Source organism: Sphingobacterium sp. E70, from assembly GCF_019285695.1.
GTDB lineage: Bacteria > Bacteroidota > Bacteroidia > Sphingobacteriales > Sphingobacteriaceae > Sphingobacterium > Sphingobacterium detergens.
Window position 1 is genome coordinate 429063 of the sequence record NZ_CP079104.1, and the last position, 12728, is coordinate 441790.

The 12728-nt window shown below is 38.1% G+C and carries 21 protein-coding genes and 1 pseudogene; 9 read left to right on the forward strand and 13 right to left on the reverse strand.

What is annotated here, in order from left to right; all coding sequences use genetic code 11:
- Window positions 1-250: 250 nt before the first annotated feature.
- Window positions 251-676 carry an NAD(+)--rifampin ADP-ribosyltransferase gene (arr, locus tag KUH03_RS48015; RefSeq protein WP_373564932.1) on the reverse strand — a complete coding sequence of 142 codons (426 nt, stop codon included), beginning with the start codon at window positions 674-676 and terminating at the stop codon, window positions 251-253.
- Between the two features lie 881 nt (window positions 677-1557).
- Here arr and KUH03_RS03175 point away from each other — a divergent pair.
- Both KUH03_RS03175 and KUH03_RS03180 read left to right on the forward strand, forming a co-directional pair.
- Window positions 1558-1833, forward strand: a complete 276-nt coding sequence (locus tag KUH03_RS03175) for a dihydrofolate reductase family protein (protein ID WP_257091537.1) — start codon at window positions 1558-1560, stop codon at window positions 1831-1833.
- 219 nt (window positions 1834-2052) lie between these two features.
- A complete protein-coding gene (locus KUH03_RS03180) occupies window positions 2053-2619 on the forward strand; it encodes a YceI family protein (RefSeq protein ID WP_257091538.1) in 567 nt (188 codons plus the stop codon).
- Between the two features lie 116 nt (window positions 2620-2735).
- Here the strand turns inward: KUH03_RS03180 and KUH03_RS03185 are convergent, their stop codons facing one another.
- Together KUH03_RS03185 and KUH03_RS03190 are read right to left on the reverse strand one after the other, a co-directional pair.
- Window positions 2736-3104: a hypothetical protein gene (locus tag KUH03_RS03185; RefSeq protein ID WP_257091539.1), complete on the reverse strand. Its 369-nt coding sequence runs from the start codon at window positions 3102-3104 to the stop codon at window positions 2736-2738.
- A 50-nt stretch (window positions 3105-3154) separates the two neighbouring features.
- On the reverse strand, window positions 3155-3349 hold the full coding sequence (locus tag KUH03_RS03190; RefSeq protein ID WP_257098025.1) for a DeoR family transcriptional regulator: 195 nt from the start codon (window positions 3347-3349) through the stop codon (window positions 3155-3157).
- A 147-nt stretch (window positions 3350-3496) separates the two neighbouring features.
- Between KUH03_RS03190 and KUH03_RS03195 the strand changes: the two genes are divergently transcribed.
- The gene (locus tag KUH03_RS03195) at window positions 3497-4072 is read left to right on the forward strand and encodes a 5'(3')-deoxyribonucleotidase (protein WP_257091540.1); all 576 of its coding nucleotides are present in this window, start codon (window positions 3497-3499) and stop codon (window positions 4070-4072) included.
- A gap of 56 nt (window positions 4073-4128) precedes the next feature.
- Here KUH03_RS03195 and KUH03_RS03200 read toward each other — a convergent pair whose 3' ends face one another.
- The 3 genes from KUH03_RS03200 to KUH03_RS03210 all read right to left on the reverse strand — a co-directional run bounded on the left by KUH03_RS03200 (window position 4129) and on the right by KUH03_RS03210 (window position 5250).
- Complete coding sequence (locus tag KUH03_RS03200; RefSeq protein ID WP_257091541.1) at window positions 4129-4437, reverse strand: hypothetical protein; 309 nt, start codon at window positions 4435-4437, stop codon at window positions 4129-4131.
- A gap of 115 nt (window positions 4438-4552) precedes the next feature.
- Window positions 4553-4987, reverse strand: coding sequence for a hypothetical protein (locus KUH03_RS03205; protein WP_257091542.1), 435 nt, complete (start codon window positions 4985-4987; stop codon window positions 4553-4555).
- Entirely contained in the window at window positions 4975-5250 is a 276-nt protein-coding gene (locus KUH03_RS03210) for a hypothetical protein (RefSeq protein ID WP_257091543.1), read from the reverse strand. The genes KUH03_RS03205 and KUH03_RS03210 overlap by 13 nt, the downstream gene beginning before the upstream one ends.
- Window positions 5251-5605: 355 nt before the next feature.
- Here KUH03_RS03210 and KUH03_RS03215 point away from each other — a divergent pair, with 355 nt between their 5' ends.
- Complete coding sequence (locus KUH03_RS03215) at window positions 5606-6127, forward strand: hypothetical protein (protein WP_257091544.1); 522 nt, start codon at window positions 5606-5608, stop codon at window positions 6125-6127.
- 158 nt (window positions 6128-6285) lie between these two features.
- On the opposite strand, the gene KUH03_RS03220 is transcribed toward KUH03_RS03215, so the two are convergent.
- The 7 genes from KUH03_RS03220 to KUH03_RS03250 form a co-directional block, all read right to left on the reverse strand.
- Window positions 6286-6783, reverse strand: a complete 498-nt coding sequence (locus tag KUH03_RS03220) for a hypothetical protein (protein ID WP_257091545.1) — start codon at window positions 6781-6783, stop codon at window positions 6286-6288.
- Between the two features lie 24 nt (window positions 6784-6807).
- Window positions 6808-7251 carry a hypothetical protein gene (locus tag KUH03_RS03225; protein WP_257091546.1) on the reverse strand — a complete coding sequence of 148 codons (444 nt, stop codon included), beginning with the start codon at window positions 7249-7251 and terminating at the stop codon, window positions 6808-6810.
- Between the two features lie 17 nt (window positions 7252-7268).
- A complete protein-coding gene (locus KUH03_RS03230; RefSeq protein ID WP_257091547.1) occupies window positions 7269-7568 on the reverse strand; it encodes a hypothetical protein in 300 nt (99 codons plus the stop codon).
- A gap of 71 nt (window positions 7569-7639) precedes the next feature.
- Window positions 7640-7906, reverse strand: a complete 267-nt coding sequence (locus KUH03_RS03235) for a hypothetical protein (protein WP_257091548.1) — start codon at window positions 7904-7906, stop codon at window positions 7640-7642.
- 27 nt (window positions 7907-7933) lie between these two features.
- Complete coding sequence (locus KUH03_RS03240) at window positions 7934-8089, reverse strand: hypothetical protein (protein WP_257091549.1); 156 nt, start codon at window positions 8087-8089, stop codon at window positions 7934-7936.
- A gap of 103 nt (window positions 8090-8192) precedes the next feature.
- Complete coding sequence (locus KUH03_RS03245) at window positions 8193-8639, reverse strand: hypothetical protein (RefSeq protein WP_257091550.1); 447 nt, start codon at window positions 8637-8639, stop codon at window positions 8193-8195.
- A gap of 19 nt (window positions 8640-8658) precedes the next feature.
- Window positions 8659-8982 (reverse strand): DUF4870 domain-containing protein, encoded by a 324-nt coding sequence (locus tag KUH03_RS03250; RefSeq protein ID WP_120257012.1) that lies wholly within the window; start codon window positions 8980-8982, stop codon window positions 8659-8661.
- A gap of 267 nt (window positions 8983-9249) precedes the next feature.
- On the opposite strand from KUH03_RS03250, the gene KUH03_RS03255 reads away from it, so the two are divergent.
- The 5 genes and pseudogenes from KUH03_RS03255 (at window position 9250) to KUH03_RS03275 (ending at window position 12705) form a co-directional block, all read left to right on the forward strand.
- Window positions 9250-10125, forward strand: a complete 876-nt coding sequence (locus tag KUH03_RS03255; RefSeq protein ID WP_257091551.1) for a hypothetical protein — start codon at window positions 9250-9252, stop codon at window positions 10123-10125.
- Window positions 10092-10220 (forward strand): hypothetical protein, encoded by a 129-nt coding sequence (locus KUH03_RS03260; RefSeq protein WP_257091552.1) that lies wholly within the window; start codon window positions 10092-10094, stop codon window positions 10218-10220. The genes KUH03_RS03255 and KUH03_RS03260 overlap by 34 nt, the downstream gene beginning before the upstream one ends.
- A gap of 642 nt (window positions 10221-10862) precedes the next feature.
- On the forward strand, window positions 10863-11042 hold the full coding sequence (locus KUH03_RS03265) for a LuxR C-terminal-related transcriptional regulator (protein WP_257091553.1): 180 nt from the start codon (window positions 10863-10865) through the stop codon (window positions 11040-11042).
- A gap of 208 nt (window positions 11043-11250) precedes the next feature.
- Window positions 11251-12107 (forward strand): annotated as a pseudogene (locus KUH03_RS03270) (AadS family aminoglycoside 6-adenylyltransferase).
- Window positions 12108-12168: 61 nt separating this feature from the next.
- On the forward strand, window positions 12169-12705 hold the full coding sequence (locus KUH03_RS03275) for a hypothetical protein (RefSeq protein ID WP_257091554.1): 537 nt from the start codon (window positions 12169-12171) through the stop codon (window positions 12703-12705).
- Window positions 12706-12728: the final 23 nt, after the last annotated feature.

A 12728-nucleotide genomic window follows, 5' to 3' on the forward strand; every position in this document is an offset into this window, starting at 1 on the left:
TACCACGTTGTGCGAAGTTAATGGGGATTTGCCCGAAAAAAAAGAATCTTTCAGACATTATTGACATTGAACAAACAATGAAAATCGCAAAATGTTCTTGGTCAACCGCTCTGAACAGTCAATTTGATCCTTTTCAAATTTTAATCCCTTTCAAAATCAATCTCATAACCCTGATCATCTTCATGAGCTTTCTTTAGAAGCACCAATCTAGCATTCTCTACATATTGGACAGGTAATATGCCTCTTGCATTTAATTGATTATTTCTCCATTACCCTTCGCCAAACGTTCACGGAACCGCTGAAGCTCTTCGGGGCTCGGTCTGACCCAGTCACTTACTTCACCGATGATTTTCAATGCCATTGTGGAACGATAAGAACGCGTCGGGTTACCTGGGAATTTTTTATCTGTTAGATTTGGATCATTTTCATAGCTTCCCATTGGTTCAATAATATAAACACGTTCGCGACCATCGCCCCTTGCCAAAGCCGCCGCGAGTCCGGCTCCGTTAACTAATGCGGTGAAATAAATATGGTTCATGGTAAGTTCAGATTGATAGTTGGAATTACCTCCCGCTGTCAATAGCGCACCCACTGGTAAATCAGCTCTTGTACCATGATAAAATGGACCTGTATCTGATGGTTTTCCCCAAGACTGCAGCCAGATCAGCATATCCATGCGACTTATCACTATCCCCAGCGCTTCATAGCATTTAGCCAGGTTCAAATAAAGATTTGGCAAAGCACTCTTAACCGTATCATCATTTAGTTTTAATGCATGGCTCAAGGCCGCCTCCAACCATGTCAATCTGTCGGAAATAGCCTCTTGATTCCTAGCGATATAATAAGCCGCAAGAAAGTGTTCGTGATCGTCTGTGGCTTCGTTCCAAGCTTGCGTAAATAAGTTAAGGGCTTCTTCAGTATGCTTGGCCTCTTCCATGCTCATACCCTGAAGACAAAGTTTAACAACGTTGTTGAAAGGTGAAAATTCCATATGCGTATCTTTTTTACATCGCCGAATGTACCGTTGGCACAGGGAGATTTAAAATCCACATGCACCGGTATCTGCAGGATTAAAGTTCTATATATTTTTATACATTTCCGTATGTTGTTCGTAAATCGTATTGCATCGACCTTCGTACAATTCGTAATTATTCCTAAAAACAACAGATTGACCTAAAGGTTTTACCCCTTATATTGTCGCAATTGCACCTCATCCGTGCTTCTAAACTTCGCTAAATTTGAATTGATAATCAAACACTTGAAACAATGAGAAAGATCAGAATTTTCGAACACATCTCCTTGATGGCATCATCGAACACGATGGAGATTACGCCTATGGCGCATGGACAACTGCCTATAGAAGTCCCGCAGGAGCGGAAATGCTCTTTCAGGCATATGGCTCAGACTTCGACCTTCTTTTAGGTCGTCAGACTTATGATATCTTTAGTGGCTTCTGGCCCAATGCGGGAGATTTCCTATGGCCAATGCCATAAATGCTGCAACAAAATATGTCGCAACACACCGTCCCGACAGTCTAACCTGGGGGCCAGTAAAAATTTGGAAGAAGACATTCTCGCCGCGATTCATGCCCTCAAGTCAATGGATGGTCCCGATCTGATTGTTGTAGGTAGCTCTACACTGACCTCGCTATTACTTGAGCAGGGTCTCGTCGACGAAGTGGTACTCATTACCTACCCAGTTTTGCTGGGACATGGCAAGCGCCTACTCTCAGATAAGGTTTACGCCCAGGAACTTGTCTTCCTCGACTCAAAGATAACCCCGACTGGCATATTCATCAATAGCTATAAATATATTGGACCGCTTAAAAGATAATATTCCTACAATGGATAAGCTCCCCTCCTAGCCAACTTTATACGGGTTAGGAGCTAATATTTCCTAATTTTACAAAATAAATCATGTCATAAAAATCTACCCATTTTTTTCAGGAATGGTTACAATCATTGATTTAAAACTATCGTTTATATAATCATTACCTTACTCATTTGAATATGCCTACTTTCTTGTATATTTGATTTTAAACAAATCATCTCTATGAAAAGAACCTTATTATTCATTGCTATTATTTGCAGTACTTCCTTTGCTTTTGCGCAAAAAACAACCTATAAAGTCAGTACACAATCATCAATAATCAAATGGGATGCGAAGAAAGTCGTCGGTGGTCATGTTGGTACCATTGCCTTGAAAGACGGAACGATCCAAACAGATAAAGGTAAAATTACCGGTGGTGGATTTACCATTGATATGAATTCGATGGCATGTACTGATGCGCCAAAACTAACTGGCCATCTTAAAAATGAAGATTTCTTTGATGTACCGAAGTATCCAACAGCAAAATTCATTATCAGCAAAGTGGATAACAGCAAGGCTACTCCAGTAATCACAGGGAATCTTACCATTAAAAACAAAACGAAAACGATATCTTTTCCCGCAAAGGTAACCAGCACCACTGACGGACTTTCGGCCGAAGCATTAGGTGTAAAGGTAAATCGATTGGATTTTGATATCCAATATCGTTCGGCCAGCTTTTTCTCTGACCTCGGGAATCGGGCGATTGACGACGAATTTACATTGGACATTCAGATCAAAGCCGCAAAATAGCTATGATAACAAACAATGATGTAGCAAAAAAACTGCGACATCATTGTTTGTCTAAAGCAGCTCGATCCCCTGAGCGATATATTTACGCATCTGAGGGCTCGTTGATTCATGTTCTGTCACAATGATATCAAGCTTTTGGTTTTATCGATGATAAAGCTTGACTCCGTATCAAATTTATCGGAAGTACACAATCCAACGATGCGAACACTCTGTTTCATCATTGCACGTTTCGTTTCAGCATCTTCCTGATAATTACAGGACAAATTTTCAGGAGTAATTGAACAAACGCCCAAAAAGTATAAATCAGCTTTAAAATTGGCAATGCTTTCCAACGTAGTATTGCCAAAAGTGGTAAAGGCGGACTTATAAAGTCGGCCTCCCAAAAATATGATATCGATCAAAGGATGGTCTTCGATCACACTCGCGACAGGAAAACTATTCGTAATGATAGTGACTTTAAGATCCTTTGGTAAAATTTTAGTCAACTCCAGGATAGATGTCCCCCATCAAAAAAAAAGTACCTGATCATCTTTTATTAATGATAAAGCTTTTTGTGCAATAATCTTTTTCTGTTCCAACCCTGCTTTCTCGCGATCACGATAATGATATTTTTTTGCACAATGCTGTGAGCTCCCCGTACTGCGCGAAGAAGATCCCGATCATTCAATTCCTTGATATCTCTCCGTATGGTATCTTCAGATACCGAAAGCTTTTGCTCAAGGTTTGAAATGAAACCGAGCCCTCCCTATTGGTGATATCTAAAATGGTTTGCAGACGATCGTACTTTAGCATAGGAACAAATATATAGATTTACCAGAATAAAATGAATTGCAAAAATTTGCTATAATTGCAATATTTTGCAATTAAATAATTACATTTGTGCAATAATAAAGATAAAACTTATGATAAAAAGACAATTTCCATTGATATGGACGGTGTACTTGCAGACATCCAACGGCACTATCTTTCACATTATTTTGAAGAAACGGGTATACGGATAAATGAAAACGACATCGTAGGGCTGAAGGAAGCGGATTGTTTACCTGATCAGACGGCAGTCTTACGCTATTTGCATAGACCAGGTTTTTTCCGCAGTATTCCTGTTGCACAAGATGCACAAGACGTGGTGAAGGAATTACAAAACTATTATGAGATTTTTGTTGTATCTGCCGCAATGGAATTTCCCAATAGTCTTTTAGAGAAACGGGAATGGCTACAGGAATATTTTCCATTTATCTCGTGGAAGAACATCGTATTCTGTGGGAATAAAGGTATTATCGACACAGATTTTCTTATTGACGATCATCTAAAGAATCTAGACAGTTTTTCTGGAAAAGGGCTTATGTTTAATACATTTCACAATGTCAATGAGCACCGATTTGAACGGTTGAAGAACTGGACTGATGCACATCGTTTTTTTGTTGCTGACCTGCAAAATAAAACGTTCAACTGAGTATTTATAGCTGGCCAATCACAAGAGGTAATTGCCCAGCTATAGTTTGCAAGAATTTATTTTCTAGCCTGGAATTTCCAATAAATCCAATAAGACACGGCAAGTGAAAGCATAAGAAAAGCAACGACGATAAGCGAGACTGAAATTCCATAAAATTGGGCAACTCCACCCAACAAGGCGGGGCCCAACAACTGTCCCGAGTGCCCCAATGTTGACATAACCGGAATACTTGCTGATGCCCCAACCCCTTTTAAATTTCCGGCATGACTAAATAAAATCGGAACAATATTAGCGGCACCAAAGCCCAATAGGATAAATCCGGCTAATGCACCCCAATAAGAAGGTGATAAAACAGCTACCAGCAAACCGAATACCGCTAAGAGTCCCCTCCGACCACAACAACCCGATGATCTAACCGGACAACAAGTACATCGCCAAAAAGTCGCATTGTTGCCATGGCGATGGAAAAGGCAGCATACCCTATCCCCGCAATTTCAAGCGGTGCATTTTTTCCTCATGCAAAAATACCGCACTCCAATCCAACATTGAACCTTCGGAGAGATAAGCACAGAAACAGAGCATGCCCAGAAATAAAACATGCAAATTGAACCAACCAGCCCATTTGGACTGACCTGCAGCCATTTTCTTGTCATCATGATGACTATTAATGCGTATTTCATCATCATGCGCATACAACCTACGATACATGACGAACATAATTACAACGATCAGTAAGGAGATCAATAACATGGCATAGGTAGCCTGAAACCCTAACTTTATCAACAGTCCTAATCCGAGCGACCCCGTTAATCCTCCCACACTAAAGATACCGTGCAGACCGGATAAGATAGGCCGATCAAAGAGTTTCTGGATAAGGATTGAGTGCGCATTTGCGGAAACTTCTATTCCTCCCATACACATACCAAAAAGAATAGTGTAATCCCCATTGTTATGATGGAATTAGCAATTAACAACATCGGCAGTATCAATGCGAGCGTGATCCCCGAAAGAAAGATAATTTTTCTTGTTCCAAATTTATTCAGAAGGATGGTCGAAAATGGCATAATAAAAAGAGCTCCGCCGCCGATAAGAAGCATCAAAAGTCCCAATACACCATCATCTATTCCAAGCCGTTGCTTAACATAAGGAACGACAGGTGCCCAACTGGCGAGTCCCAACCCACACACAAAAAGATAAACCTGACAGCATTTCTCGCTGTATCCGGACGAATGGGTAATGATTTAATTTCCATATAATTTGAGATAAACTAAAATAGTATAGCAATAGACTTGTCTAGGCTTAGTCGTACAAAACTATCAATAATAAATCAAAATAGAAGCATATTATTGCATAATATTGCAAAAATGCAAATTAAAGCAATAAAACAACCAACCCCATTAAATAATACTGTCATTAGTAATCGTTTACAATTTTTATTTCAAGGACTACTATCTCCATACATTTTTTGGCGCATTAATCTTCACCCTCTATTTTTGCTATAATTGTGATTTATACCTAAATTGCTATTAGAAAGTGAATTCTTTCCAACAAAAAGGCTTGCGTCATCCGGTATGGGCAAAACGTTTATTTTACCACATGAACTATAAAACGATAGGCTATTTTCTTTTATCAACACTAATTATAGGGTCACTCTATACAAATGGTTGGTTTAATATATCTTATACATTCCGACAGCTTATAGGGATTATATTCATCATAGCTTACTTTGCAGGAACGGTCTTCTTCATTCGCGCACCTATTTTGAGAGATAAACAATTAAAAAGACATCTCTTAATAAGATTGGGTATCTTAATACTAATTGGCCTTATTATCATTATTTCTCAATGGTATATGCATAAAGAAAATGATCGTTTGGGTGCTGGCTATTTATTTTATTTCGAAATGCTCGGTTTTGGAATTCCGCTCCTCATTTATACAGTAATAGAATCAATTTGGTTATTAGCGAAGAAGAAATATGCAGCGCTGTGCATCAATCTACTGTTGGCGATGGGAATCTATTGTATTGTTATCTTTAGCGGACTCTTCGGTTTTTAAATTGGCTGTCATTTGCCGCGAGGCAGATCCAAATATTTTAAGATCACTAGAAAATAAACCTATTGCTGCAATAAAAATTCATATAACCATTTTACCTGGACTGATTCCCATTGTACGAATACAGTTGCATATCACGCCGCCCAAAAACAGTATACTGACTAACTAAGCAATTCCACTATTGGGTTCAATATCTCCTTCTCATATGCAAAAACAGCTTTTTCCGAAGCCTTCCCTGACCCAAAATCAGGGCTGATTTTATAACTTTTCAAAAACTGTTTTTCCTTGATCCCTAAACAATAATGCCAGTCACAAGATTCTGAGCTCGTGATGATGACCGCCTCTTCAAATCGCATTAATTTTCGTCGGCCAAATGGTAAATTCTCCCGATAAATTACCTGATTATTGCCATCAAATATATAGCGGACATTCAATTTAAAAATGAGATCATATAGTCCATGAATAAAAAGATATACCATGATAGCACAACAAAGTATTCGTCCTCCCTCTCCTATTCTTGCATTGAACAGCCCCAAAATTATCGCCGTCACAGCTATACCCGCAACAAACCCATAGAGACTGGACATTATTCCCCGATATGGGCTAAATGCAATGCAATTATTCCCGATTTCGAGTCGCAGTTTATCCTTCAAATCCATCTATTTTCATTTAATTATTTTGAGCTAGCGTTCGATAATCTCATGAATTTCATTTAGTATACTTTGAATAGGTTTGGTATAAAAATGTTGAGCAAGCTTCAGCTCCTTGTCTTTACCATTTTTACTATAATTAGCCAATAGGGTAACGTTTGTCGTAATAAACCCCATCTGTTTCAATTTATGAATTGTAAACCCTTCAAGATCCGAAAGTGGCATCACCTTTACACCGCTAAACAAACTCACTCTAGTTCGAAATTCCTCTTGGTCCATATCTATTGTCAGGAAACCTACATAGAAGGATAGCGTTAATAGCGTCGTAATTCCCAGCATCCACCATTTGAATGTAGATTCAGGTATTTTAACAAACCCTAGAATAGTTAATAAAAGAAAGAAACCAATTAATGGAACAAACAACCCATATTGTTTGTTCAGGGTATATACATTACCCTCCTTTGTGAAATTTTTCATATTTTTTTAAAATCAGTTTAAGGCATATTGAGCATTTTATATTCAACACCATGTTTGTCGGCATATGGAATAATCAGATCATGAACCGCATTAAACTTTTCATCTATGATCCCGCCTTTATTTGAATCGAGCTCTGCAATAGCGGCATCGATCTCAACATCAGGCCTCCCTTCATCAATCATTTTAGCAATGCGGGGAAAATCAACTTTATAGATTTGATCGACATAGGTAAACATATCGAGCGCAAGTGTCAAAATTTGAGCTGTTTCTGCTTTAGATTCCAATTCCTTTAAGGACTTAATATCGGCATCAAACATCCGCACATAATGATTTTCGACATAGGCTACAGCGCCAACCTTTTTGACCTCATTCTTTTGGGTTACAATAGTTAAACTCCCGCCTTAAGTTGTGCCCTAATCTCATTAAAATGCCGCTTAAAACCATTTGGAATCTTGTTCCCATTCAATGCCACGCGTTCAAAGACCTGCTCTGGGTAACTTTTTTCACCTATACCACAAGAACCTAAAACAAGAAAGAATAAACCAGTCAAGAAGAAGATAAAGTTCCTTTTCCAGATTATTTGCCTATTATGACCAACCTGACACATTAAATCATGAGTCCTCGTTATTTCATTCAATTCCATTTCTATTTTCATTAAAACCTTATTTTTAATAAGAGATCGTTATCTATTTTTATTATACAGGATCAAGCCCGGAACCAACAAAGCCAAGGCTAATATAATCAATGGCCAATTTCCATATTCAAACATCCAGGCTGTTTCTTTTGATATGCCGATTTTTAGAATAACCACCAATGCAAATCCAATAAGAATAAGCATAATACCAAGTGCTTTTTTTCATTTCTCTTTATTTTAAATCTTTTAATTATTTAGTTTAATACTATTTTTCTGAAACAAATATGCTATACTTGATCCCGGGTGATTAATTTTCCCAGCTCATTGGACAATACCTGCATTGGCCCCTCCCAAACGATTGACTGACCACATGACGACTGGTTTTTCCTTCAAAATTAAATCTTGCATAGAGCGTGCTATTTATTGGAATACGCAGCCAATAAATGGTGTCCATTTCAAAACTGCTGAAATCTGAAAAGGAATACGAATCCGGTGTTTTTTCTAGCTTGGCTCTGTCCACCTGAATCCGTTGATCTTGCGGACAAACCCTGAATTTAGATGGTCTTAGGATCATTAGAACCAATATCAACAGTGTAAAAGAGACGATACCAATACCTGTTTTTATATACTCACCATAGGCAAACATAAAAAGCCCAATAAAAAACCAAATAATCAGTATAATATGCTGTAGGGCAATAAAGGTCCTAATCTTGTAAGCATTCCCCTCCATAATCAGATATTTATAATATTTCATAACCATCCCGCTTTTACTCCTATCCGATAAAGGCAAATTTATGTTCAAACAATTTGCCGATCAGTGGCAAGGGTTTGCTTACTTCATTTGCAGCGTTTATCATACCGAAAATCATCAGCGCTAAAAAAGCAAAACTACTATAGTACAATATCCCTAATGCCGGAACAATCGTCACAACGATTGCGATGATCATGTTGCCAATGAACCAAGTGATGACTAATCCCAAAGATTGGCGCAAGTGATACTTCAACAAGCCGTCAGCTTCTTTATTAGGAGAAAAATAGGCTATCAACCAGCCAATCAAAGTGATGTACGATACAATAGAGCGTGTTTTGTTGTCCATAATTTTATGATTTGTTGTTCATCCCAAAATTCATCTTTCATCATTTTAAAACCAAAGGATAGGATCCTACAAAAGGTCTACTGTCAGTAAATGCAACATCTACAAAACGTCTACACGCATACACAACAAACTAAAAAACAACAATTTACAACAACAAAACAAAGACAACAAAAAGAAAAAAGGCTCGTATTAGGTCTACAGCTTTTGTACATTTGTAGCATGAACAAGATAATTGCTTTTGTACTATTTTGGGCGGGTCTCTTACCAATGGGCTTCGCAAATAACAGCTATGTCGATAGTCTACAAAACCTTTTAAAGACGAATTTGACGGCGACAGAACAAGTATCGCTCCAACAGCAATTAGCGGACTGGTATCGCGCTAATGAACAGTATCCACAGGCCATACAAATGGCCCAAAACAGCCTCAAGTCCGCTCGCAGAATTTCTAAAAACAACCTTGAGATGACCAAATCATATTGGATTCTGTCAAATATATATACCAATACACAAGATTTTGAAAAGTCGCAGAAGTTTATCGATAGCGCTTATCATTCCGCTCAGAACCAAAAAAATTCCCTTGCAGCAGCCTATGCAAACTATGCATCAGCGGTATTACACACAACACTCTTTGACAGTGAAAAAACAGTGCAACTGTTACATCAGGCGCTTTCGCAGATTGGTGACAAGGAGCGGGAACCTCTTCTGACAGCGCGAATTTATTACCTTCTTTATGGCGTTTATACGGAATGGAATGACGAAGCCCAAGCATTGAATTATATCCATAAATCGTTGGAATTCGCCCAAAAATCAAAAAACATCAATATGCTGGCCAATTGTTATACAGCCATATCGGTTGTGTTTTCCTTTAAATATGAAACCACTCATCAAAAACAGCATTTGGATAGCACCATGCTGTATCTCGATCATGCGATCCTATTACAGAAGCAATATCCTGATCAGGTACCAGCCAACACCTATGCCAATAGTTATAACAACAAGGCAAGCTACTATTTAAAATATTACAATATAGGCGATCCAGAAATCAAGCGAAAAATACGGCAACATATCAATGAAGCCCTGCGTGTGGCTCCGCCACAAATGAAGAAGCAATGGCAAGTAGTTATGGTATGCTCAGTGAATTGAGCATGGAGGAAGGTGATCTTCATGCTGCAGAAATGTACCTCAATAAAGCCTACATCATGCTCGCGCAAAAAAGAAGCCTTATTATCACACCTTAATCAATGTACTGAACTCGATGGTTAGCCTATACACGAAAAAAAATCAGATTTCAAGAAAGCACTGGATTTTCAGCAAAAGGTAGCTGAGTACAGTAACCTGCTTTTTAACGAAGAGATGGCCTCAACCACCAAGCGCTTTGAAGCACAATATGAACTAACAAAAAAAAGAACAGGAGATTAAAAGTCTACAAGAAAAAGCAACAAACCAGCAAACACAAAAATATTTTATTTTAGGACTTTTTGCCCTCGCTGTCATTGGATCATTCTTTATGTTCCGCTCTTACCATTTTAACCTCAAGTATGCATTGGCGAGGAAAAACAACTTACTTCCGAAAAAACGAAAGCTCCCTGCAAATAAAATATGAAAAAGAAGAACGAGCCCGCATGCAACTAGAACAGGAGTTATTGGAATTGCAGCAACAAAAACTACAAAATGAAGTTATGACAAGTCAGCTGCAATTACAGCATAAAAGTAAGGTCCTACAACAAGTCAAGGAAAACTAACAGGAGCCGAAACCGCCAATATACAGCAGATCCTTAGAGAAGAGTCTCTAACAGATACTGAATTCGAAAAAGCAAAGTTTAGAATAACAGAACTGCACCCCAATTTCTTTAAAAATCAATGAGCATTCGAAACAGAAATTGACCGCTTTAGATCAAAAATACTGTGCCTATTTCTATCTTGATATGGATACCAAACAGATTGCCAACTTACTTCACGTAGAACCCAAAAGTGTACGGATGACCAAATACCGAATCAAACAGAAGTTCGGTCTGGATAGTCAATCCAATCTTACAAATTACCTAAAAATGATTGTATAGCTTTCATCGACTATGCTTTAAATTAATAAAAGCTTAATAGGATGACACCCATCTTCTGCATGCTGATTAATAAATGCTCTTGTCCGGTAAACAAAATTTTTCGTATATTTTTAATGTTAGTCGTTCCGACACCTTTGCGAAGCCAACGGCCGTAAGTCGTGCTTCTTTAGAAATGAACGGGATTATTCTCCATAAATAAACTAAAAATATGCAAACTCGAGCAGAAAAATTACAGCAGATTATGGATTGGGCACAAAACAATACGGATATTCAGGCAGTTCTCCTAACCAGCTCCTTGGTAAATCCACTGGCACCAGTTGATGAGTTAAGTGATTTAGACATCGAACTTGTATTTGATGACAATACCACGTATGTCGCCGATAAGAATTGGCTAAATAACTTTGGCTCTCCTATCGCCATGATTGAAGAGGATGAAAGCTACTTTGATAGCAAACATGCCATGAAAATGGTTTTATATACAGATCACATAAAAGTTGATTTTAAGTTATATAGTAAGCCTAATTTTTTGGAAGAGGTACGCCAAAGCCCGTTATGCGAAGATTGGGATATTGGTTATCAAGTACTCCTTGACAAAGAGGGGATAACGGAAGCGATCAAAAACCCTCCTATCGGGTGTCAATCATAAAAAAACCTACCGAGCAAAAATTCAGACAGCTACTCAATGATTTTTGGTGGGACTGTACTTATGTCGCCAAATGTCTTGTCAGAAAGGATATTTTTATGCAAAATTTATGTCCGAAAACAATATACGTACCGATTATCTGGTACCGCTGATTGAGTGGTATATCGCTAGCCAGCATGATTGGAATATCACAACCAATAAACATGGACGCCTATTTAAAAATACCTGACCGAGCAAACCTGGGGAAAAGTAATGCGGACTTTTTCAGCTGGCGATATCAATGAAAATTGGACGGCGCTATTCGCAATGGCCGATCTTGTCGCAGAAATTGGCAGGAACTAGCAAATAAATTGGGCTATACATACCCTATAAAACTCGAACAGGATATCAGGATATATCTCAATGCCATAAAGACGAAATGAATTTGATTAATTTTTTAATATCTTTAATTATTGTATTTTCCAGAACTTAAAATTGATCACTATGATGATAAAAACACTAACATTGAATATGTTCTTCCTGCTATTGACCATGAGCGTTTTCTCGCAAAACCATGCAGGAATAAAATCGCTCCTAAACAAGGATTCAGAATTTATTTTCCCACAGACAGTGCAAAAGATCGAAGCAGCTTTAAATGCGAAAACGGTCTACTATGAAGATGCCAATGAAGAAAAATATGCCAAATGGTTGACCAATTCCGGTCTGGAACTCTATACCAGTCTTGGAAAAGGTAATACCATCAATGAAATCTTTTTTGATATCCCAGAAGATCAAGCACTTGTTGTCGAGGGCTTGCCTTTTAATCTTGTGATGAACAAAACCACGCTTAAGGAAAGTGCAGCTAAATTCAGTAAATATGCAGCCAAAACGCAAAAAATGGAGGAAGGAAGTACCTTTCCAGGTGGTTCAAAACTTACCTTTAAAAAGGGAAAACATTATGCTACTTTAATTTTTGACAACAAAAATCTACTGAGATTTTTAGGCCTCACCACTGAACTTATTGGACCTGGCGTAAATTAAATAAGTAACTGGGAGGCTTTGAT

Coding starts and splice junctions, on each gene's coding strand:
- arr (WP_373564932.1), bottom strand. CDS start 676: ATGGATATGCTGATCTGGCTGCAGTCTTGGGGAAAACCATCAGATACA.
- KUH03_RS03180 (WP_257091538.1), top strand. CDS start 2,053: ATGAAAAGAACCTTATTATTCATTGCTATTATTTGCAGTACTTCCTTT.
- KUH03_RS03205 (WP_257091542.1), bottom strand. CDS start 4,987: ATGGGAGGAATAGAAGTTTCCGCAAATGCGCACTCAATCCTTATCCAG.
- KUH03_RS03220 (WP_257091545.1), bottom strand. CDS start 6,783: ATGGATTTGAAGGATAAACTGCGACTCGAAATCGGGAATAATTGCATT.
- KUH03_RS03225 (WP_257091546.1), bottom strand. CDS start 7,251: ATGAAAAATTTCACAAAGGAGGGTAATGTATATACCCTGAACAAACAA.
- KUH03_RS03230 (WP_257091547.1), bottom strand. CDS start 7,568: ATGTTTGATGCCGATATTAAGTCCTTAAAGGAATTGGAATCTAAAGCA.
- KUH03_RS03235 (WP_257091548.1), bottom strand. CDS start 7,906: ATGAAAATAGAAATGGAATTGAATGAAATAACGAGGACTCATGATTTA.
- KUH03_RS03240 (WP_257091549.1), bottom strand. CDS start 8,089: ATGCTTATTCTTATTGGATTTGCATTGGTGGTTATTCTAAAAATCGGC.
- KUH03_RS03245 (WP_257091550.1), bottom strand. CDS start 8,639: ATGAAATATTATAAATATCTGATTATGGAGGGGAATGCTTACAAGATT.
- KUH03_RS03250 (WP_120257012.1), bottom strand. CDS start 8,982: ATGGACAACAAAACACGCTCTATTGTATCGTACATCACTTTGATTGGC.
- KUH03_RS03255 (WP_257091551.1), top strand. CDS start 9,250: ATGGGCTTCGCAAATAACAGCTATGTCGATAGTCTACAAAACCTTTTA.
- KUH03_RS03260 (WP_257091552.1), top strand. CDS start 10,092: ATGGCAAGTAGTTATGGTATGCTCAGTGAATTGAGCATGGAGGAAGGT.
- KUH03_RS03275 (WP_257091554.1), top strand. CDS start 12,169: ATGATGATAAAAACACTAACATTGAATATGTTCTTCCTGCTATTGACC.